Annotated in this window: 16 protein-coding genes and 4 tRNA genes; 16 read left to right on the plus strand and 4 right to left on the minus strand. The window is 65.7% G+C overall.

What is annotated here, in order from left to right; all coding sequences use genetic code 11:
• Positions 1-22: 22 nt before the first annotated feature.
• From gltX to FBY21_RS29235, 7 genes are all read left to right on the plus strand, one after another.
• Positions 23-1507 carry a glutamate--tRNA ligase gene (gltX, locus tag FBY21_RS29205; RefSeq protein ID WP_142016156.1) on the plus strand — a complete coding sequence of 495 codons (1485 nt, stop codon included), beginning with the start codon at positions 23-25 and terminating at the stop codon, positions 1505-1507.
• Between the two features lie 232 nt (positions 1508-1739).
• A tRNA-Ala gene (locus FBY21_RS29210) sits at positions 1740-1815 on the plus strand.
• A 45-nt stretch (positions 1816-1860) separates the two neighbouring features.
• Positions 1861-1936: transfer RNA gene (locus tag FBY21_RS29215), tRNA-Glu, on the plus strand.
• A gap of 50 nt (positions 1937-1986) precedes the next feature.
• Positions 1987-2062: transfer RNA gene (locus tag FBY21_RS29220), tRNA-Ala, on the plus strand.
• Between the two features lie 66 nt (positions 2063-2128).
• Positions 2129-2204: transfer RNA gene (locus FBY21_RS29225), tRNA-Glu, on the plus strand.
• A gap of 272 nt (positions 2205-2476) precedes the next feature.
• Positions 2477-3124 carry a bifunctional 4-hydroxy-2-oxoglutarate aldolase/2-dehydro-3-deoxy-phosphogluconate aldolase gene (locus tag FBY21_RS29230; RefSeq protein ID WP_044408691.1) on the plus strand — a complete coding sequence of 216 codons (648 nt, stop codon included), beginning with the start codon at positions 2477-2479 and terminating at the stop codon, positions 3122-3124.
• The gene (locus FBY21_RS29235) at positions 3124-3561 is read left to right on the plus strand and encodes an acyl-CoA thioesterase (protein WP_044408688.1); all 438 of its coding nucleotides are present in this window, start codon (positions 3124-3126) and stop codon (positions 3559-3561) included. The genes FBY21_RS29230 and FBY21_RS29235 overlap by 1 nt, the downstream gene beginning before the upstream one ends.
• 2 nt (positions 3562-3563) lie before the next feature.
• On the opposite strand, the gene FBY21_RS29240 is transcribed toward FBY21_RS29235, so the two are convergent.
• Positions 3564-3935 (minus strand): hypothetical protein, encoded by a 372-nt coding sequence (locus FBY21_RS29240; protein ID WP_142016159.1) that lies wholly within the window; start codon positions 3933-3935, stop codon positions 3564-3566.
• A gap of 132 nt (positions 3936-4067) precedes the next feature.
• Between FBY21_RS29240 and FBY21_RS29245 the strand changes: the two genes are divergently transcribed.
• Positions 4068-5063 carry a tRNA dihydrouridine synthase gene (locus FBY21_RS29245; protein WP_142016162.1) on the plus strand — a complete coding sequence of 332 codons (996 nt, stop codon included), beginning with the start codon at positions 4068-4070 and terminating at the stop codon, positions 5061-5063.
• Here the strand turns inward: FBY21_RS29245 and FBY21_RS29250 are convergent.
• Complete coding sequence (locus FBY21_RS29250) at positions 5021-5767, minus strand: SDR family oxidoreductase (protein WP_142016165.1); 747 nt, start codon at positions 5765-5767, stop codon at positions 5021-5023. The two genes, FBY21_RS29245 and FBY21_RS29250, sit on opposite strands and share 43 nt — an antisense overlap.
• 109 nt (positions 5768-5876) lie before the next feature.
• Between FBY21_RS29250 and FBY21_RS29255 the strand changes: the two genes are divergently transcribed.
• Positions 5877-6332, plus strand: coding sequence for an Hsp20 family protein (locus FBY21_RS29255; protein WP_044408679.1), 456 nt, complete (start codon positions 5877-5879; stop codon positions 6330-6332).
• A 60-nt stretch (positions 6333-6392) separates the two neighbouring features.
• On the opposite strand, the gene FBY21_RS29260 is transcribed toward FBY21_RS29255, so the two are convergent.
• Complete coding sequence (locus tag FBY21_RS29260; protein WP_142016168.1) at positions 6393-10064, minus strand: PAS domain S-box protein; 3672 nt, start codon at positions 10062-10064, stop codon at positions 6393-6395.
• Positions 10065-10181: 117 nt separating this feature from the next.
• On the minus strand, positions 10182-11063 hold the full coding sequence (locus FBY21_RS29265) for a LysR family transcriptional regulator (protein WP_044408673.1): 882 nt from the start codon (positions 11061-11063) through the stop codon (positions 10182-10184).
• 205 nt (positions 11064-11268) lie between these two features.
• On the opposite strand from FBY21_RS29265, the gene leuC reads away from it, so the two are divergent.
• The 7 genes from leuC to FBY21_RS29300 all read left to right on the plus strand — a co-directional run.
• Positions 11269-12696: a 3-isopropylmalate dehydratase large subunit gene (gene leuC / locus FBY21_RS29270; RefSeq protein WP_044408670.1), complete on the plus strand. Its 1428-nt coding sequence runs from the start codon at positions 11269-11271 to the stop codon at positions 12694-12696.
• Positions 12697-12707: 11 nt separating this feature from the next.
• Positions 12708-13349 carry a 3-isopropylmalate dehydratase small subunit gene (gene leuD / locus FBY21_RS29275; RefSeq protein ID WP_044408667.1) on the plus strand — a complete coding sequence of 214 codons (642 nt, stop codon included), beginning with the start codon at positions 12708-12710 and terminating at the stop codon, positions 13347-13349.
• Positions 13350-13369: 20 nt separating this feature from the next.
• Positions 13370-14134 carry a class I SAM-dependent methyltransferase gene (locus tag FBY21_RS29280; RefSeq protein ID WP_142016171.1) on the plus strand — a complete coding sequence of 255 codons (765 nt, stop codon included), beginning with the start codon at positions 13370-13372 and terminating at the stop codon, positions 14132-14134.
• A gap of 51 nt (positions 14135-14185) precedes the next feature.
• Positions 14186-15268, plus strand: a complete 1083-nt coding sequence (leuB, locus tag FBY21_RS29285) for a 3-isopropylmalate dehydrogenase (protein ID WP_074968516.1) — start codon at positions 14186-14188, stop codon at positions 15266-15268.
• A 57-nt stretch (positions 15269-15325) separates the two neighbouring features.
• Positions 15326-16438: an aspartate-semialdehyde dehydrogenase gene (gene asd / locus FBY21_RS29290; RefSeq protein WP_107328359.1), complete on the plus strand. Its 1113-nt coding sequence runs from the start codon at positions 15326-15328 to the stop codon at positions 16436-16438.
• 104 nt (positions 16439-16542) lie between these two features.
• Positions 16543-17547, plus strand: coding sequence for an aspartate-semialdehyde dehydrogenase (locus FBY21_RS29295; protein ID WP_142016174.1), 1005 nt, complete (start codon positions 16543-16545; stop codon positions 17545-17547).
• Positions 17548-17699: 152 nt separating this feature from the next.
• Positions 17700-19345 (plus strand): FimV family protein (locus FBY21_RS29300; RefSeq protein WP_313904207.1); only part of this gene is annotated, 1646 nt, incomplete at its 3' end.

Consider the following 19345-nt stretch of genomic DNA (forward strand, 5'->3'; position numbering starts at 1 on the left):
TTCCTCTGTATCAGGACCTTCCATGACCACTGTCCGCACCCGCATCGCGCCGTCGCCCACCGGTGACCCGCACGTCGGTACCGCCTACATCGCCCTCTTCAATCTCTGCTTCGCCCGTCAGCACGGTGGCCAGTTCATCCTGCGCATCGAGGACACGGACCAGTTGCGTTCCACCCGCGAGTCCGAGCAGCAGATCTTCGACGCCCTGCGCTGGCTGGGCATCGAGTGGGACGAGGGCCCGGATGTGGGCGGCCCGCATGGCCCGTACCGCCAGAGCGAGCGCGGTGAGATCTACAAGAAGTACGCCCAGGAGCTGGTGGACAAGGACCATGCCTTCCCCTGCTTCTGCACCGCCGAGCGCCTGGACAAGCTGCGTGCCGAGCAGACCGAACGCAAGGAAACCCCGCGCTACGACGGCCACTGCATGCACCTCCCCCGCGAGGAATCGGCCAAGCGCATCGCCGCGGGCGAGCCCCATGTGATCCGCATGAAGATGCCCACCGAGGGCGTCTGCGTGGTTCCGGACATGCTCCGTGGCGACGTCGAGATCCCGTGGGACCGCATGGACATGCAGGTGCTGATGAAGACCGATGGCCTGCCCACCTACTTCCTGGCCAACGTAGTCGATGACCACCTGATGGGCATCACCCACGTGCTCCGTGGCGAGGAGTGGCTGCCGTCGGCGCCCAAGCTGATCAAGCTCTACGAGTATTTCGGCTGGGAGCAGCCCACGCTCTGCTACATGCCGCTGCTGCGCAACCCGGACAAGAGCAAGCTCTCCAAGCGCAAGAACCCGACCTCCATCACCTTCTATGAGCGCATGGGCTACCTGCCCGAGGCGATGCTCAACTACCTCGGCCGCATGGGCTGGTCGATGCCGGACGAGCGCGAGAAGTTCTCCCTGGCGGAGATGATCGAGCACTTCGACCTGTCGCGCGTCTCCCTCGGTGGCCCGATCTTCGACCTGGAGAAGCTCTCCTGGCTCAACGGCCAGTGGATTCGCGAGCTGCCGGTGGAGCGCTTCGCGGCTGAGGTGCAGAAGTGGGCACTGAATCCCGACTACCTGATGAAGATCGCTCCCCACGTACAGGGGCGGGTCGAGACCTTCAGTCAGATCGCCCCGCTGGCCGGCTTCTTCTTCGCCGGTGCGCTGCCCCTGGATGCATCGCTGTTCGAACACAAGAAGCTCGCGCCCGACCAGGTGCGTCAGGTGCTGCAACTGGTGCTGTGGAAGCTGGAATCGCTGCGCCAGTGGGAGAAGGATCGCATCACCGCTTGCATCCAGGCCGTGGCCGAACACCTCGGGTTGAAGCTGCGCGATGTCATGCCGCTGATGTTCCCGGCCATCACCGGGCAATCCAGCTCGGTCTCGGTGCTGGATGCCATGGAGATCCTCGGTGCCGATCTCACCCGTTTCCGTCTGCGCCAGGCGCTCGAGCTGCTTGGGGGCACGTCGAAGAAGGAAACCAAGGAGTGGGAGAAGATTCGCGACGCCATTCCAGGCTGAGTGATCGAGTACCGAAGAGGCCCGCCTGATGCGGGCCTTTTCGTATGTGTGGGCAGGGTGGTGGCTTCGGTTTTACCGGGCGGCAATGGCAGAGGCGGGTAAGTGTTTGTTCTGCCGACGAAAAATTTTCGATTTCGATGAAAAAACTTGTTGACGACCTCCAGGGTCGCCCTTAATATGCGCCCCGTCTTCGCGACGAACTGAACGTAGCGAAGTGATCCAGCGGTACTTTGGGGCTATAGCTCAGCTGGGAGAGCGCTTGCATGGCATGCAAGAGGTCGACGGTTCGATCCCGTCTAGCTCCACCAATTTACCGGAATATGAAGCGCACGCTTCATGTTCGCGAAGGTTAAGTCCCCTTCGTCTAGTGGCCTAGGACACCGCCCTTTCACGGCGGTAACAGGGGTTCGAGTCCCCTAGGGGACGCCACTTTCCAGCAGCGATTGCCGCCAGGCAAATCGCGCACCGAAGCGGTTTTCGGGGCTATAGCTCAGCTGGGAGAGCGCTTGCATGGCATGCAAGAGGTCGACGGTTCGATCCCGTCTAGCTCCACCAAATCCGATGCGTCCAGCATCAAATCCAAGGCCAGCGCTTAGCTGGCCTTGCTTTTCGAAGGTTACTGTCCCCTTCGTCTAGTGGCCTAGGACACCGCCCTTTCACGGCGGTAACAGGGGTTCGAGTCCCCTAGGGGACGCCACTTTTCCCGCTCTGCGGGGTTTCAAGGGTCATTCCGTCATGGAGTGGCCCTTTTGTTTTTGGGCCTGAAAAAATTCCTCCCTTCCCTCGTGCCTTTGGCCGGCAGGCCCTTGGCGGCGGCCTGCTCGTGCAGGAAGATGGCAGCCCATTGGCGGCCGCCGTGACCGGCTGAGTGCTGTTCGCTTCCAAGGAACACGTCGGCCCGGTGTCGGTCGACATCTGGAATGGCCGGCCCGGTGGGCCGTGGCATCTGCATTGAGGGGATAGAGGCAAATGAGTCTGACGATGGATGTGGTGTTGCGCAGGGCGCGCCCCGTCTTGCCGGTGCTGGTGATCGAAGACACCGCCCTGGCGCTGGACCTGGCCGGTGCGCTGAGTGCCGGTGGGGTCGAGGTGCTGGAGGTGACCTTGCGTACGCCGCGTGCGCTGGACGCGGTCGCGGCGATCCGCAAGGAGTTCCCGGACCTGCTGGTGGGGGCGGGCACGCTGATCCACACCGAGCAGTTCCTGGAGGTTCGCGATGCCGGTGCGCATTTCGCCGTAAGCCCGGGCTGCACCGAGCGCCTGGCCGCCGCTGCCGAGGACTCCGGCCTGCCTTACCTGCCCGGTGTCATGACTCCTTCCGAGGTGCTGCTGGCGCTGGAATACGGCTACCGCTCGCTGAAGCTGTTCCCCGCCAACGGCAATGCCAGCGTGAAGATGCTCAAGAGCCTGAAGGGGCCCTTCACCGGCATCCGCTTCTGCCCCACCGGCGGCGTCACGCCGGACAACCTGCTGAGCTTCCTGCAACTGCCCAACGTCGCGTGCGTGGGCGGCACCTGGATCGCGCCGTCGAGCCTGATCCGCGCTCGCGCCTGGGACCAGATCACCCAGCTGGCGCGAGAGGCCCGGGAGCTGGTGCACAAGGCGGAGCACGGCTGATGAACTGGGACCGACCCCATCCATTCGTGATCGATCTGGTCGTGGCGGCCGATGACATCGACGGCCTCGGCCATGCCAACAACGCCGTCTACGTCAGCTGGCTGGAGCGCTGTGCCTGGCGCCACTCCCAGAGCCTGGGCCTGGACCTGGCCGAATACCGTCGCCTCGACCGCGCCATGGCAGTGGTGCGCCACGAGATCGACTACCTGGCCGCTGCCTATGAAGGGCAGGCACTGCAGATGGGCACCTGGATCGTCGAATCGGACCAGCGCCTGAAGATGGACCGCTGCTTCCAGCTGATCCGCCCCGAAGATGGCGCGACGCTCCTGCGTGCGCGCACCACCTTCGTCTGCATCGAACTGTCGACCGGTCGGCCCAAGCGCATGCCCGTCGAGTTCGTCGAGGGTTACGGCCGGGCGCTGCTGCCGGCCGATTGAACTCATTCCAGGGCGGGCGCCAGGTACAGCTCCGTCGGGCTTTGCATGATGCGCAGGCTGCGGTGCTCCCCCGGTTGCAGGAGGATTGATTGCGGCCGCCCAACCGGGCCGGCGCTGCAGTAGCCCGAAGGCGTTTGCCGCAAGGCCAGCACCTGCTCGCCTGCCGGTACCTCCAGTACCACCGCCTGTCCCGGCGCGAGCTGCGCCACGGCCTCATCCCGCAGGTAGAGGTTGATGTCGCAGGCGTTGGCGGCGTTTTCGTCCCGGCGTACTTCCAGTTCGGCCAGAGCGTCTGGCGCAGGCTGCAGCGCGTCCGCAAAGCAGGTGGCTGCAGCGGTCATGCAGCAGGCGAGGGCTAGGCAGGATGCTTTCATAAGGCGGCTCGCGGTTCTGGTCTTGCGGTTTGGACCACGGACGAGCGGCTTCGGCTCAAGCCCATTCAAGGGTTCTAACCCTCGGGGCCGCCCATTACACTACGCGCCCCTCAACACACCCCTTCAGCTCCTATGCAAATCGCCTTGGCACCCATGGAAGGCCTGGTCGACGAAATCCTGCGTGACGTCCTCACCCGTGTGGGCGGCATCGACTGGTGCGTCACCGAGTTCATCCGCGTGTGCGACCGCTTGTTGCCCGCCACCACCTACCAGAAGCTGGCGCCTGAGCTGGCCGACGGAGCACGTACCCGTGCAGGCACGCCCATGCGGGTGCAGTTCCTCGGCTCGGACCCGGTGTGCCTGGGCGAGAACGCCGCCTTTGCCTGTGAGCTCGGAGCGCCGGTCATCGACCTGAACTTCGGCTGCCCGGCCAAGACGGTGAACAAGTCCCGGGGTGGTGCCGTCCTGCTCAAGGAGCCCGAGCTGCTGCATGCCATCGTTTCCGAGGTGCGGCGCGCGGTACCGGCAGCCATTCCGGTGACGGCGAAGATGCGCCTGGGTTACGACAGCCCCGAGGTCGCCCTCGACTGTGCCCGTGCGCTGGCCGACGGCGGCGCCCAGCAGATCGTGGTCCACGCCCGTACCAAGGTGGAGGGTTACAAGCCGCCTGCCCACTGGGAGTGGGTCGCGCGGGTGCAGGACGTGGTGCGCGTGCCGGTGTTCGCCAACGGCGAGGTGTGGACCCTGGACGACTGGCGACGTTGCCGGGAGGTGAGTGGGGTAGAGGACATCATGCTCGGTCGCGGCCTGGTTTCGCGGCCCTCGCTGGCCCGGCAGATCGCAGCCGTGCGCGATGGTCGCGAGCCGGAGGAGATGACCTGGGAAGCGTTCTTCCCGCTGCTGCAGGACTTCTGGCGCCAGGCCCGGCACAAGCTCGCGCCGCGCTACGCCCCCGGCCGCCTCAAACAATGGGTGGGCATGCTGACCCGGACCTACCCCGAGGCGGTGGCGCTGTTCGCCGAGATCCGCCGGGAGCATGACTGCCTGCGTATCGACAGCCTGCTGGGCTGCGATCTGCTCGCGGTTCAGCGGCCGCCCGAAACGTCCAGGATGGCGCCGGTGGTGTAGGACGCCTCGTCGCTGGCCAGCCACAGGATGGCCGCTGCAATTTCCTCTGCTTCGCCCCCGCGCTTCATCGGCACGCTGTGGCGCACCCGTTCGATCCGGTCGGGCTCGCCGCCGCTGGCATGGATGTCGGTGTGGATCACCCCCGGGCGAACCGCGTTGACCCGGATGCCCTCGCCGGCCAGTTCCTTCGCCATGCCAAGGGTCATGGAATCGATGGCGCCCTTGGCGGCGGCATAGTCGATGTATTCATCGGGAGCGCCGATACGGGCTGCCACCGAGGACAGGTTGACGATGGCGCCACCGGTGCCGCCGTGCCGGGTCGACAGGCGGTGGATGGCCTGCTTCGCACACAGGAAGCTGCCTATCACGTTGGCCCGCAGGACGCGCTCGAAGCGGGCTGCGTCCATTGCCTCCAGGCGCATCTGCCGCTCCAGCATGCCGGCGTTGTTCACCAGCACGTCCAGCCGGCCGAACGCCTCGTCCAGGCGCTGGAACATCTGCTCGACCTGTTCTTCGACGCCCACGTCGGCCTGGATCGCCAACGCTTCGCCGCCCCCCGTGCGTATGGCATTGACCAGTGCTTCGGCCTCTTCGCGCCGCTCCCGGTAGTTGATGCCCACGGCGTAGCCGCGTTGCGCGGCGAGGCGTGCCGTAGCAGCACCGATGCCACGACTGGCTCCCGTGACGAGCATGACCTTGCGCATGATTTGCCCCCTTGAAAAGTATCGGCCTGTCCCTATCTAGGGTACTGCGGGATGCCGAAGTCGGGTCCCGCACCCGTAGAACCCTTGCTGATCTATTCAGGAGAACACTATGAGCACTGCATTTTCCCTGGCCCCCCTGTTCCGCCATTCCGTGGGTTTCGACCGCTTCAACGACCTGTTCGAGTCGGCCCTGCGCAACGAAGGGGGCAGCAGCTACCCGCCCTACAACGTCGAGAAGCATGGCGATGACCAGTACCGCATCGTGGTCGCGGCCGCCGGCTTTCAGGAAGACGACCTCGAACTGCAGGTCGAGCGTGGCGTGCTGACCGTCAGCGGTGGCAAGCGCGACAAGGGCCCCGAGAGCAGCGTGACCTACCTGCACCAGGGCATCGCCCAGCGCGCCTTCAAGCTGTCGTTCCGCCTGGCCGACCACATCGAGGTGAAGGGTGCGTCGCTGCAGAACGGCCTGCTCAACATCGACCTGGTGCGTGTCGTGCCGGAAGAGGCCAAGCCCAAGCGCATTCCCATCGGTGGCAATGGCGGGCCGGCCATGCTGGAGCACTGATCGACTCCTGGCCATGTGAAACAAGGGCGCCCGAGTGGCGCCCTTTTTCTTGCCCGGGAATCAGGCGTTGGCGGCCGTCGCCGGTTTGAGCAGCGTGCGGAAGGCGGAGAAGGGCAGGGGGCGGCTGAACAGGTAGCCCTGATAGAGGTGGCAGCCCTGCTGCTCGAGGAACTCCAGCTGCTCGGGCTGTTCCACGCCTTCGGCCACCATGCCCAGGCCGAGGCTGCGCGCCATGGCAACGATGGCGCGGATGATCTCGGCGTCATTGGGGTCGTTGGTGGCGTCGCGGACGAAGGACTGGTCGATCTTCAGCACGTCCACCGGCAGGCGCTTGAGGTAGGTGAGGGACGAGTACCCTGTGCCGAAGTCGTCCATGGCGAAGCTCACGCCGAGTTTCTTCAACCGGCGCATCTTGCCGATGGTGTCGTCGATGTTCTGGATCACGATGCCCTCGGTCACTTCCAGCTTGAGGAGGCGGCGGGGCAGGTGGCTGTTGCTCAGGCTCTTCTCGATGCGCTCGACGAAATCGTTCTGGCGGAACTGCCTCGGGCTGATGTTGACGCACAGGCTGAAGTCGCTCGGGTCGATCAGGCCATCGGCGATCAGCGTGGCGCAGTTGCGACAGGCTTCCTCCAGTACCCAGCTGCCGACTTCGAGGATCTGCCCGCTCTCCTCCAGCACCTGGATGAACTGGCCCGGTGACTGCGGGCCCAGGGTCGGGTGCACCCAGCGCAGCAGCGCTTCGGCACCGACGATGCGGTTGCTGCGGGCGTCCACCTGGGGCTGGTAGTGCAACTCGAACTCGCTGCGGGCGAGCGCCAGGCGCAGGTCATTCTCCAGGCGCAGTCGCTCGCTGGCCGCTTCCTGCATGGTGGAGCGGAACAGCTGGATGGCGTTGCGCCCGGAGTCCTTGGCCCGGTAGAGCGCGATGTCGGCGCGCTTGAGCAGGTCGGCCGGGGTCTGGCCGTGGTCCGGGATCAGCGCAATGCCGATGCTCGGCGTCACCTGCAGGTGGTGGCCGTCCAGCAGCATCGGTTCGGCCAGCAGCTTGCGCAGCTTGTCGGCGATCTGGCGTACCTGGCGGGTCACTTCCGAGCGCTTGCCCTCCAGGCCGCTGAGCAGCACCACGAACTCATCGCCACCGAGGCGGGCCACGGTGTCCTCCAGGCGCACGCTGGCTTCGAGGCGTGCGGTGACCATCTTCAGCACCGCGTCGCCCACCGGGTGGCCGAGGGAATCATTGATGTGCTTGAAGTGGTCCAGGTCGAGGAAGAGCAGGGCGCCGCGCAGATCATGCCGCTTGAGCAGGGCGATCTGCTGGGTGAGGCGGTCCATCAGCAGGGCGCGGTTGGGCAGGTTGGTCAGCGGGTCGTGGTAGGCCAGGTGGTGGATCTGCTCTTGAGCGTCCTTCAGGGCGCTGATGTCGCGCGCGGTGAGCAGCAGGCAGGCCTTGCCGTCCAGTTCGATGCGCTCCACCGACACTTCCACCGTCTTGGTGTGCCCGTCGCGGTGACGGCCGACCATTTCCAGGTGCAGCGCGCGGCCGTCGCGGTCCAGCACTTCCAGCAATCGGCGGCGTTCGGCCGGGTCCGACCAGATCTGCATCTCGCCGGCGGTACGGCCGATCACCTCCTCGGCGCTGTAGCCGGTGAGGCGGCAGAAGCCTTCGTTGACCTCGATGTAGCGGCCGCTTTCCAGCTCGGTGATGGTGATGGCGTCCGGCGAGCTGTGGAACGCCTTGGCGAACTTCTCCTGGCTGGCCTTGAGCGCGGCTTCCGACTGCTTGCGCTCGGTCACGTCGCGGAAGGTGGTGGTGATGCACAGCTGCCGTTCGACGCGGATGAAGCGGCTGGAGACCACGCAGGTGATCGGCTCGCCGGAGCGCTTCAGGTAGTGCACCTCGACGTTGTCCAGGCCCTTGTCCCGCATCAGTTGGGCGGAGAGTTGCTCGCGCTGTTCCAGGTTGGCCCAGAAGCGGATCTCGGGGGCGCAACGGCCGACGATCTCTTCCGGTTTCCAGCCGAACACGTCAGTGAAGCTGGGGTTGATCTCGATGAAGGCGCCGTCACGCAGGCGGGTGACGCAGATCGGGTCCGGGCTGGCCTGGAACAGGGTGGAGAATTTTTCCTCCGAGGCCGTCAGGCGCTGCTCGCGGCGCACGCGCTCGGTGATGTCCATGAGGGTGCCCGCCATGCGCAGCGGCGCGCCGTTGGCATCGCGGTAGAGCTTGGCGGTGCTCTCCAGGTAATGCACCTCGCCATTGGCGAAGCGCGAGCGGTAGATCAGCTGGTAGCGCGTCTGCTGGCCGTCCTGCAGCTCCTGGTAGGCCTTGCGCATCGTCCGGCGGTCCTCGGCGGGAACGCTGGCGAAGAACAGGTGGAAGTCGCCGTCGAAGGGTTCCGGTGCCAGCCCGTGGAGGGCCGAGGCGCGTGCCGAGCCATACAGCCGCCCGCTGGGGATGTGCCAGTCCCAGGTGCCCAGGTCGGCTGACTCCAGCGCCAGCGCCAGGCGTTCCTGGCTGTCACGCAGGGCACGCTCCTGGGCGCGTACGGCGGTGATGTCGCGCACGGTGAGGACCAGGCAGTCGCGCCCCTGCAACTGGATCTGGTCGCCGTAGATCAGGTTGGTGCTGGTGGTACCGTCGCGGTGGCGGAGTTCCACTTCCACGCCCATCAGCCGGCCGTTGTCGTCCTGGCCGAGGAGCATCTGCCGGCGCTGCGCGGGGTCGATCCACAGGCCCAGCTCGGTGGAGGTGTGGCCGATGGTCTCGGCGTTGGTCCAGCCGAACTGCCGGGCGAAGCTGGGGTTGGCCTCGATGAACAGCCCGCTCTCGCGCTCGGTGATGACGATGGCATCCGGCGAGCTGTGAAAGGCCTTGGCGAACTTTTCCTCGCTGGTGCGCAGGGCGGCTTCGGCCTGCCGACGCTCGGTGGTGTCGAGGAAGGTGCTGATGAAGAAGGCCTCGCCGTCCAGCTCCACGTACTGGGTGGACAGCACGCCATCCAGCAGGCGGCTGTCACGGGTGCGCATCTGCACTTCCTGCACCACGGGCTCGCTGGAGCCGGGGCCGATGCGATAGAGGTGCTCGCGCTGGCGGGTGTCGACCCATAGGTCCAGCTCCAGTGCGTTGCGCCCGATCACCTCGCAGGAGGGCCAGCCGAACAGGGTTTCGAAGTGCTGGTTGGCCTCGGTGATGCGGCCGTCCTTCACGCGCACCAGCATCACCACGTCCGGGCTGAGCTGGAACAGGGTGGAGAAACGCCGTTGCGAGCTGGCCAGGGCCTCGTCGCGCTCCTGCTGGGCGGTGACGTCGCGGATCACGCCGATGACATGGCGACGGCCATCGTCGTCCTGCTGCAGGCTGCCGCTGATCTCCAGCCAGTGCAGGCTGCCGTCCGGCCAGCGGATGCGGTGCCGGTAGGCGTGGGAGATGGGGCGGTTCTCCAGTACCAGCCTGAACAGCCCGATGATCCGCTCGCGGTCGTCCTCCGGGATCAGCTCCATGTAGTCGACCCGCTGCGCCAGCGGTACCCGCGGATCGAAGCCGAACAATGCCTGGGCCCCCCGTGACCAGTTGACCCGGCCGCTGGCCAGGTCCCAGTCCCATGCCCCCAGCCGTGCGCCGTTGAGCGCGGCGATCAGTCGCGGGGCGTCCTGCCAGCTCTGTTCGAACTCGACCGGGTCCAGGGCTGGAATGAAGGGCAGCGGGGGGCTATCGGAAGATTGGGTCATGGCGCCTGGGTCTGTCAGGAGGGTACGAATTGGCGCGGTTGAGGCCTGGAACCGAGGCAGGCATGGGAAGGCCTTTTCTTATCGTTATGGCGTTCACGTTAGCCCCAGCCCCCCGGATCAGGCAAGCGGGTCGCGCTGCCCATCCAGCAGGACCATGAAGGCCCGGGCGGCGTTGGAGAGGGTGCGGTCGGTATGGAAGATGTAGCCGAGCTGGCGGCTCAGCTGGATGTCCTGCAGCGGCAGGCGCACCACCTGCTCGTCGAGCATGGTGCGTGGCAGCACGCTCCAGGCCAGGCCGATGGAGACCATCATCTTGATGGTCTCCAGGTAGTTGGTGCTCATGGCGATGTTCGGCGTCAGGCCTTCCGCCTCGAAAAGACGGCGGACGATGTGGTGGGTGAAGGTGTTGCCGCCGGGGAACACCGCCGGGTGCTTGGCAACGTCGGCGAGGAAGATGGTCTTGTCGCGGGCCAGCGGGTGTTCGGGCGCGGCGACGAAGTCGAGGGCGTCGTCCCACACCGGCACGGCCTGGACCGGGTCGGCGGTCTCCGGAGCCAGGGTGATGACCGCCAGTTCGGCGCGGCCGTGGAGGATCTCCTCGTAGGCCACCTCGGAGTCGAGGAACTGGATGTCCAGCGCCACTTGCGGGTAGGCGCGGGTAAAGGCGCGCAGCAGCGGCGGCAGCCGATGCAGGCCGATGTGGTGGCTGGTGGCCAGGGTGAGCCGACCGCTGATGTCGCCGGACAGGTTGCTCAGCGCGCGGCGGGTGTCGTCCAGCACGTTGAGGATCTGGTAGGCGCGGGGGAGGAGGGCGCGCCCGGCTTCCGTCAGCCCCACCTCGCGTCCCAGGCGGTCGAACAGGCGAACGTTCAACTGCTGCTCCAGTGAGGCGATGCGCTTGCTCACCGCCGGCTGGGTGAGGTGCAGGCGTTCGCCGGCTTCGGAGAAGCTGCCGGTCTCGGCGATGGCGATAAAGGCATTAAGGCTGGCGAGGTCCATCGGTATCGGCTCCTGGCGGCGATGGCGGATGCATCGCGGGCGTGTTCCGGTGCCTGTCGGCTGCCGGGTTATGGATTCCTGTCAGGAATCATTCGGATAAAAAATATGAATTTGAGTTATTCAATGCAAGCCCCTAGCATCCCCACACGAGCCAAGGGGCCTTTGCAGAGCCCCCGCATAGAAACACGCCGATGAGGAAAGTCCGATGGCTGGCAAGACGCTCTACGACAAGCTCTGGGAAATGCATGAGGTGAAGCGCCGCGACGACGGTTCGTCGCTCATCTACATCGACCGTCACATCCTCCACGAGGTGACCTCGCCCCAGGCCTTCGAAGGCCTGCGCCTGGCCGGTCGCAAGCCGTGGCGCATCGATGCCAACATCGCCACCCCGGACCACAACGTCCCCACCACCACCGCCGAGCGCAAGGGTGGCCTCGAGGCCATCGCCGACGAGGTGTCGCGCATCCAGGTCAAGACCCTGGACGAGAACTGCGATGACTTCGGCATCCTCGAATTCAAGATGAACGACGTGCGCCAGGGCATCGTCCACGTGGTCGGGCCGGAGCAGGGCGCCACCCTGCCGGGCATGACCGTGGTCTGCGGCGACTCCCACACCTCCACCCATGGTGCGTTCGGTGCCCTGGCCCACGGCATCGGCACTTCTGAGGTGGAGCATGTGCTCGCCACCCAGTGCCTGGTGGCCAAGAAGATGAAGAACATGCAGGTCCGCGTGGAGGGCCAGTTGCCCTTCGGCGTCACGGCCAAGGACATCGTCCTCGCCGTGATCGGCAAGATCGGCACCGCCGGTGGCAACGGCCATGCGCTGGAGTTTGCCGGCAGCGCGATCCGTGACCTGTCCATGGAAGGCCGCATGACCCTCTGCAACATGGCCATCGAAGCCGGTGCCCGCGTCGGCATGGTGGCGGTGGACGAGAAGACCGTTGCCTACGTCGAGGGCCGCCCCTTCGCGCCCAAGGGTGCTGACTGGGACAAGGCCGTGGCTGCCTGGAAGGACCTGGTGTCCGATGCCGACGCCCACTTCGACACCGTGGTCGAGCTGCGTGCCGAGGACATCAAGCCCCAGGTCAGCTGGGGCACCTCGCCGGAAATGGTCCTGGCCGTCGACCAGAACGTGCCGGACCCGGCCGTCGAAGTCGATCCGGTCAAGCGCGATTCCATCGTCCGCGCGCTCAAGTACATGGGCCTGAACGCCAACCAGGCGATCACCGACATCCGCCTGGATCGCGTGTTCATCGGCTCCTGCACCAACTCGCGGATCGAGGACCTGCGTGCCGCCGCTGCCGTCGCCAAGGGCCGCAAGGTCGCCGCCACCGTCAAGCAGGCGCTGGTGGTGCCGGGCTCCGGTCTGGTCAAGGCCCAGGCCGAGCAGGAAGGGCTGGACAAGATCTTCATCGAGGCTGGCTTCGAATGGCGTGAGCCGGGCTGCTCCATGTGCCTGGCGATGAACCCGGACCGGCTGGAAAGTGGCGAGCATTGCGCCTCCACCTCCAACCGTAACTTCGAAGGGCGCCAGGGCGCGGGCGGCCGTACCCACCTGGTGAGCCCGGCCATGGCCGCCGCCGCTGCGGTGACCGGCCACTTCATCGACGTTCGTGAATTGATGCAGGCCTGAGGAGCAGAGTCATGAAAGCCTTTACCCAACACACCGGCCTGGTCTGCCCGCTCGATCGCGCCAACGTCGACACCGACCAGATCATCCCCAAGCAATTCCTCAAGTCGATCAAGCGCACCGGCTTCGGCCCCAACCTGTTCGACGAGTGGCGCTACCTGGACGTGGGCCAGCCCAACCAGGACAACTCCAAGCGCCCGGTGAACAAGGACTTCGTGCTCAACTTCCCGCGCTACCAGGGCGCCAGCGTGCTGCTGGCCCGCGAGAACTTCGGCTGCGGCTCCTCCCGCGAGCACGCCCCCTGGGCGCTGGATGAGTACGGCTTCCGCGCGGTCATCGCGCCGAGCTTCGCCGACATCTTCTTCAACAACAGCTTCAAGAACGGCCTGCTGCCGATCGTGCTGAAAGATGAAGAGATGGATGAGCTGTTCGAACAGTGCGAGGCCACCGAGGGCTACCAGCTGACCGTCGACCTGGCGGCCCAGACCGTGACCCGTCCGGATGGCAAGTCCTATGCCTTCGAGGTGGACGCCTTCCGCAAGCATTGCCTGTTGAACGGCCTCGACGACATCGGCCTGACGCTGCAGGACGCCGATGCCATTCGCACTTTCGAAGCCGGCTATCGCCAGCGCCAGCCTTGGTTGTTCCAGGGCTGATCAGCCAGAGGAGGCTCACCATGACAGCCAGCCAGCATGAGGATGTGGTCCAGCGCCAGTTCGGCAGCCAGGCCGCCGCCTATCTGAACAGTGCCGTTCACGCCCAGGGCGAGGAGTTCGTTCTGCTGCGGGAGACGGTGGCGGCTGACGCCGGGGCCCGGGTACTCGACCTGGGCTGCGGTGCCGGTCATGTGAGCTTTCAGGTCGCCGAGTTCTGCGATGAGGTGGTGGCCTACGACCTGTCCGCCCAGATGCTGGACGTGGTCGCCCGCACGGCCGCCGAACGGGGGCTGGACAACATCCGCACCCAGCAGGGCGCTGCCGAGCGCCTGCCGTTCGATGACCAGGCCTTCGACTATGTCTTCAGCCGCTATTCCGCCCACCACTGGCGGGACGTCGGCCAGGCCCTGCGCGAAGTGCGTCGGGTCCTGCGTCCGGGCGGCGCGGCGTGCTTCATCGATGTGGTCGCGCCTGGCCTGCCGTTGCTGGATACCCACCTGCAGACGGTGGAGGTGCTGCGCGACACCAGCCATGTGCGCGATTATTCGCCCTCCGAATGGGCACGGCTGGTCGGCGAAGCCGGGCTGGTACTGACCGCCTCCAAGCGGCAGCGCCTGCGCCTGGAGTTCGCCACCTGGATCGAGCGCATGCGCACGCCGGACGTATTCCGCGAGGCCATCCTGGCGTTGCAGCGCTCGGTGGGCGATGAGGTGCGCGAGTATTTCGAGATTGCAGCGGACGGCTCCTTCAGCACCGATGTGCTGGTGCTCTGGGCCGAGCGCTGAACACTGAACACCCCGGCGCCGAGGCGCCGACAGATGAATGACGAGGAAAGCATGAGCAAGCAGATTCTGGTTCTCCCCGGTGACGGCATCGGTCCGGAGATCATGGCCGAGGCGGTCAAGGTGCTCGAGGTGGCCAACGACAAGTACCAACTGGGCTTCGAGCTGGTGCACGACGTGATCGGTGGCGCTGCCATCGACAAGCACGGTGTGCCCCTGGCCGACGAGACCCTGGAGCGCGCCCGCAAGGCCGATGCCGTGCTGCTGGGCGCCGTGGGCGGCCCGAAGTGGGACAAGATCGAGCGTGACATCCGCCCGGAGCGCGGCCTGCTGAAGATCCGCTCGCAACTGGGCCTGTTCGCCAACCTGCGCCCGGCCATCCTTTATCCGCAACTGGCTGAAGCGTCCAGCCTCAAGCCGGAAGTGGTCGCCGGGTTGGACATCCTCATCGTCCGCGAGCTGACCGGCGGCATCTATTTCGGCCAGCCCCGCGAGCAGCGCGTGCTGGAGAATGGCGAGCGCCAGGCCTACGACACCCTGCCGTACAGCGAGAGCGAGATCCGTCGCATCGCCCGCGTCGGCTTCGACATGGCCCGCGTGCGCGGCAAGAAGCTGTGCTCGGTGGACAAGGCCAACGTCCTCGCCTCCAGCCAGCTGTGGCGCGAGGTTGTGGAGGAGGTGGCCAAGGACTATCCGGACGTCGAGCTCAGCCACATGTACGTCGACAACGCCGCCATGCAACTGGTGCGTGCGCCGAAGCAGTTCGACGTGATGGTCACCGACAACATGTTCGGCGACATCCTTTCCGATGAGGCCTCCATGCTCACCGGCTCCATCGGCATGCTGCCGTCCGCCTCCCTGGACGCCAACAACAAGGGCATGTACGAGCCCTGCCACGGCTCCGCACCGGACATCGCCGGCCAGGGCATCGCCAACCCGCTGGCGACCATCCTCTCGGTGTCGATGATGCTGCGCTACAGCTTCAACCAGGGCGCCGCTGCCGATGCCATCGAACAGGCCGTGAGCCGCGTGCTGGACCAGGGCCTGCGCACCGGTGACATCTACTCCCCGGGCACGACCAAGGTCGGTACCCAGGCCATGGGCGATGCAGTGGTCGAGGCCCTGCGTAATCTGTAATCTGTCGGGCCCGCTGCGCGGCAGCGGCCCACTTTTTTCCTGAAAGGTGCAGTTGTCATGAAGCGTGTAGGTCTGATCGGTTGGCGCGGCATGGTGGGTTCGGTGCTCATGCAGCGGATGCTTGAGGAGCGGGACTTCGACCTGATCGAGCCGGTGTTCTTCACTACTTCCAACGTCGGTGGGCAGGGGCCGGCGGTCGGCAAGGACATTGCCCCGCTGAAGGATGCCTACAGCATCGAAGAGCTGAAGACCCTCGACGTGATCCTGACCTGCCAGGGTGGCGACTACACCAACGAGGTCTTCCCCAAGCTGCGCGAAGCGGGTTGGAACGGCTACTGGATCGACGCCGCCTCCAGCCTGCGCATGCAGGATGACGCGGTCATCGTCCTCGACCCCGTTAACCGCAAGGTCATCGACCATTCCCTGGATGCCGGCACCAAGAACTACATCGGCGGCAACTGCACTGTCAGCCTGATGCTGATGGCCCTGGGCGGCCTGTTCGAAGCCGGCCTGGTGGAGTGGATGAGCGCCATGACCTACCAGGCGGCCTCGGGCGCCGGCGCGCAGAACATGCGTGAGCTGATCAAGCAGATGGGCGCCACCCACGCGGCCGTCGCCGATGACCTGGCCAACCCCGCCAGCGCCATCCTCGACATCGACCGCAAGGTCGCCGAGACCATGCGCAGCGAAGCCTTCCCCACCGAGAACTTCGGCGTACCGCTGGCCGGCAGCCTGATCCCCTGGATCGACAAGGAACTGCCCAACGGCCAGAGCCGCGAGGAATGGAAAGGCCAGGCCGAGACCAACAAGATCCTCGGTCGCTTCAAGAGCCCGATCCCGGTGGACGGCATCTGCGTGCGCATCGGCTCCATGCGCTGCCACAGCCAGGCGCTGACCATCAAGCTGAACAAGGACGTGCCGATCGCCGATATCGAAGGGCTGATCAGCCAGCACAATCCCTGGGTCAAGCTGGTGCCGAACCATCGTGAGATCAGCATGCGTGAGCTGACCCCGACTGCCGTGACCGGCACCCTGTCGGTTCCGGTCGGCCGCCTGCGCAAGCTGAACATGGGTTCGCAGTACCTGGGCGCCTTCACCGTGGGTGACCAACTGCTCTGGGGCGCCGCCGAGCCGCTGCGCCGCATGCTGCGCATCCTGCTGGAGCGTTGATCGAGTCTGGCGCGGGTGGGGCTTGCCCGCGCCAATCGGTCCGATTGCCTGCATACGGGGTGACGGTTAAAGTGCCGCTCCCCGTTTCGCCATAGGCAATGACCATGAGCCCGTCCCTTGAAATCGCCGTGATCGGCGCCACCGGCACCGTCGGCGAAACCCTCGTCCAGCTCCTCGAGGAGCGCGAGTTCCCCGTATCCACCCTGCATCTCTTGGCCAGCATCGAGTCTGTCGGCGCCTCCGTGCCGTTTCGCGGCAAGAACCTGCGCGTGCGGGACGTTGCCGAATTCGATTTTGCCCGTGTCCGCCTGGCCTTCTTCGCCGCTGGCGAGGCCGTGACCCGCAGCTTTGCCTCCCGTGCGCTGCAGTCCGGTTGCTCGGTGATCGACCTGTCCGGGACGCTGGAGCAGGGCGTGGCGCTGGTTGCAGGGGCCAACGATTCGGCCCTGGCACAGCTCCAGGCCCCGTTCGCACTGATCAGCCCCAGCCCCTCTGCCGTCGCGCTTGCCAGCGTGCTCGCGCCGTTGCGGGAAGTCCTGACACCTGAGCGCATCTGTGTGACGGCCTGTCTTTCGGTATCCAGCCGGGGGCGTGAGGGCGTGAATGAGCTGGCCCGCCAGACAGCCGAGTTGCTCAATGCGCGCCCGCTGGAGCCGCGCTTCTTCGACCGGCAGGTAGCCTTCAACATCCTCGCGCAACCCGACGCGGTGGACGAGGAAGGCCATGCTCAGCTTGAGCGGCGCCTGGCACGGGAATTGAAAGAGGTCCTGGCTTCGCCAGGGCTGGACGTCGCGGCGACCTGCGTCCTGGCGCCGGTGTTCTTCGGCGACAGCCTGAGTGTCTGCATCCAGTCCGCCACGGACGTGGATCTCGGTGCAGTCAACGCTGCACTGGAAGAGGCCGATGCGCTGGAGTGCGTCGAGTTGGGGGACTATCCCACGGCAGTAGGTGACGCTGTTGGGCAGGATGTGATCTACGTCGGCCGCGTGAGAAAGGGCCTCGAAGATCCACGTCAACTCAATTTGTGGATTGCGTCAGATAATGTGCGAAAAGGCGCTGCGCTCAATGCCATACAGTCTGGCGAGTTGTTGATAAAACACTATCTGTAAAAGATACTTACCTGAAAATTTGAAGTACTTTTCTAGCTTGACAATACTGATCTGGTTGATCGCTGGCGGGGAAGCGCAAAGCGCGCGTTGTGGCGGCGATCAATTACCCTCTCGTTCGAGCGAGAAGAAAAGATAAAACAAGGGATTACGCTATGGTTCGGGTTCGCAAACTGGTACTGGCAATTGCGGCAGCTTCGGCTCTGTCTTCCGGCATGGCACATGCCCTTGGGCTTGGTGAAGTCACTCTCAAGTCTGCATTGAACCAGCCGCTGGATGCTGAGATCGAGTTGCTCGACGTCCGCGATCTGTCGTCCAGTGAAGTCGTTCCCAGCCTCGCTTCCGCCGAAGAGTTCGGCAAGGCGGGCGTTGATCGCCAGTATTTCCTCACGGATCTCAAGTTCACCCCCGTGCTCAAGCCCAACGGCAAGAGCGTGGTGCGCGTGACCTCCAGCAAGCCGGTGCGCGAGCCCTACCTCAACTTCCTGGTTGAGGTGCTGTGGCCCAACGGCCGACTGCTGCGCGAGTACACCCTGCTGCTCGATCCGCCGGCCTATTCGCCTGAAACTGCTGCCGTCGCTCCTGCTCTGGCTGCCACCGCGCCGGCCCAGCAGACTCGCCCGGCCGCGCCGCGAGCTGCTGCACCGGTCGCTTCGGCTCCGTCCGCCTCCCCGGCTGCCAGTGCCAGCAAGGTTGCAGGTGGCGGCGATTACCGCACCACCGGCAAGGACACCCTGTGGGACATCGCACAGCGCAACCGCGCCAGTGGCAGCGTTCACCAGGCCATGCTGGCCATCCAGGACCTGAACCCCGACGCCTTTGTGGGCGGCAACATCAACCGTCTGAAGAGCGGCCAGGTACTGCGCATGCCGACCGAGCAGCAGATCGCCAGCCGTTCCCAGTCCGAGGCCATTGCCCAGGTCGCCGCCCAGAATGCTGCCTGGCGCAGCGGCAGTGCCGTGGCCGATACCGCTGGTCAGCGCCAGCTGGATGCCACCAAGCGCTCCACCGCGGGTGCCGCTCCGGCCAAGGCCGAGAGCAAGGACAGCCTGCGTCTGGTTTCCGCCGAGAGCGGCAAGGCGACCGCCGGCAGCGAGAAGGGTGCCGCCAACGGTAACGCCAAGGCCCTGGCCGAGAAGCTGGCGGTCACCCAGGAAAGCCTGGACACCACCCGCCGCGAGAACGCAGAACTGAAGAGCCGGATGACGGATCTGCAGAGCCAGCTCGACAAGCTGCAGCGCCTGATCCAGCTCAAGGACGATCAACTCGCCAAGATGCAGGGCGATCTGTCCAAGAAGCCCGAGGCCGCCGCTCCGGCAGCACCGGCTTCCGCCACACCGCCGGCACCTGCCGCCGAGCAGCCCGCGCCTGCACCTCAGACCCAGGCGCCCGCCGAGGCGGGCGCCCCGGCGACTCCGCCGGCCGGCGCCGCGCCGGACTACAACTACAACCAGGAGCCGGCCGCACCCGATGCGGCCAGCCAGACCCAGAACCAGCAGCCGGCCACAGAGCCGGCTGAAGCCGTTGAGAAGCCCGCTGCCCAGCCGACCCCGGCCCCGGCTCCCGCGCCGGTTCCCCCGGTCGAGGCCGAGCAGCCGAGCTTCCTCGACGAGCTGATGGGCAACACAATGTTGCTGGGCATCATTGGCGGCAGCGCGCTGCTGGTGCTGCTGGTGGTGCTGATGATCCTTTCCCGTCGTAACGCCATGAAGGAAGCCGAGCTGCAGAACAGCCTGGCCGACCAGGATGGCGATGCCAATGCGGACAGCGATCTAGACCTGCAGGACAACGCCTTCTCCGT

It is taken from the genome of Pseudomonas sp. SLBN-26 (assembly GCF_006715895.1).
Taxonomy (GTDB): domain Bacteria; phylum Pseudomonadota; class Gammaproteobacteria; order Pseudomonadales; family Pseudomonadaceae; genus Metapseudomonas; species Metapseudomonas otitidis.

Excerpts from the sequence above, each read along its gene's own strand:
- gltX (WP_142016156.1), top strand. The coding sequence starts at position 23 with ATGACCACTGTCCGCACCCGCATCGCGCCGTCGCCCACCGGTGACCCG.
- FBY21_RS29230 (WP_044408691.1), top strand. The coding sequence starts at position 2,477 with ATGAGTCTGACGATGGATGTGGTGTTGCGCAGGGCGCGCCCCGTCTTG.
- FBY21_RS29235 (WP_044408688.1), top strand. The coding sequence starts at position 3,124 with ATGAACTGGGACCGACCCCATCCATTCGTGATCGATCTGGTCGTGGCG.
- FBY21_RS29240 (WP_142016159.1), bottom strand. The coding sequence starts at position 3,935 with ATGAAAGCATCCTGCCTAGCCCTCGCCTGCTGCATGACCGCTGCAGCC.
- FBY21_RS29245 (WP_142016162.1), top strand. The coding sequence starts at position 4,068 with ATGCAAATCGCCTTGGCACCCATGGAAGGCCTGGTCGACGAAATCCTG.
- FBY21_RS29250 (WP_142016165.1), bottom strand. The coding sequence starts at position 5,767 with ATGCGCAAGGTCATGCTCGTCACGGGAGCCAGTCGTGGCATCGGTGCT.
- FBY21_RS29255 (WP_044408679.1), top strand. The coding sequence starts at position 5,877 with ATGAGCACTGCATTTTCCCTGGCCCCCCTGTTCCGCCATTCCGTGGGT.
- FBY21_RS29260 (WP_142016168.1), bottom strand. The coding sequence starts at position 10,064 with ATGACCCAATCTTCCGATAGCCCCCCGCTGCCCTTCATTCCAGCCCTG.
- FBY21_RS29265 (WP_044408673.1), bottom strand. The coding sequence starts at position 11,063 with ATGGACCTCGCCAGCCTTAATGCCTTTATCGCCATCGCCGAGACCGGC.
- leuC (WP_044408670.1), top strand. The coding sequence starts at position 11,269 with ATGGCTGGCAAGACGCTCTACGACAAGCTCTGGGAAATGCATGAGGTG.
- leuD (WP_044408667.1), top strand. The coding sequence starts at position 12,708 with ATGAAAGCCTTTACCCAACACACCGGCCTGGTCTGCCCGCTCGATCGC.
- FBY21_RS29280 (WP_142016171.1), top strand. The coding sequence starts at position 13,370 with ATGACAGCCAGCCAGCATGAGGATGTGGTCCAGCGCCAGTTCGGCAGC.
- leuB (WP_074968516.1), top strand. The coding sequence starts at position 14,186 with ATGAGCAAGCAGATTCTGGTTCTCCCCGGTGACGGCATCGGTCCGGAG.
- asd (WP_107328359.1), top strand. The coding sequence starts at position 15,326 with ATGAAGCGTGTAGGTCTGATCGGTTGGCGCGGCATGGTGGGTTCGGTG.
- FBY21_RS29295 (WP_142016174.1), top strand. The coding sequence starts at position 16,543 with ATGAGCCCGTCCCTTGAAATCGCCGTGATCGGCGCCACCGGCACCGTC.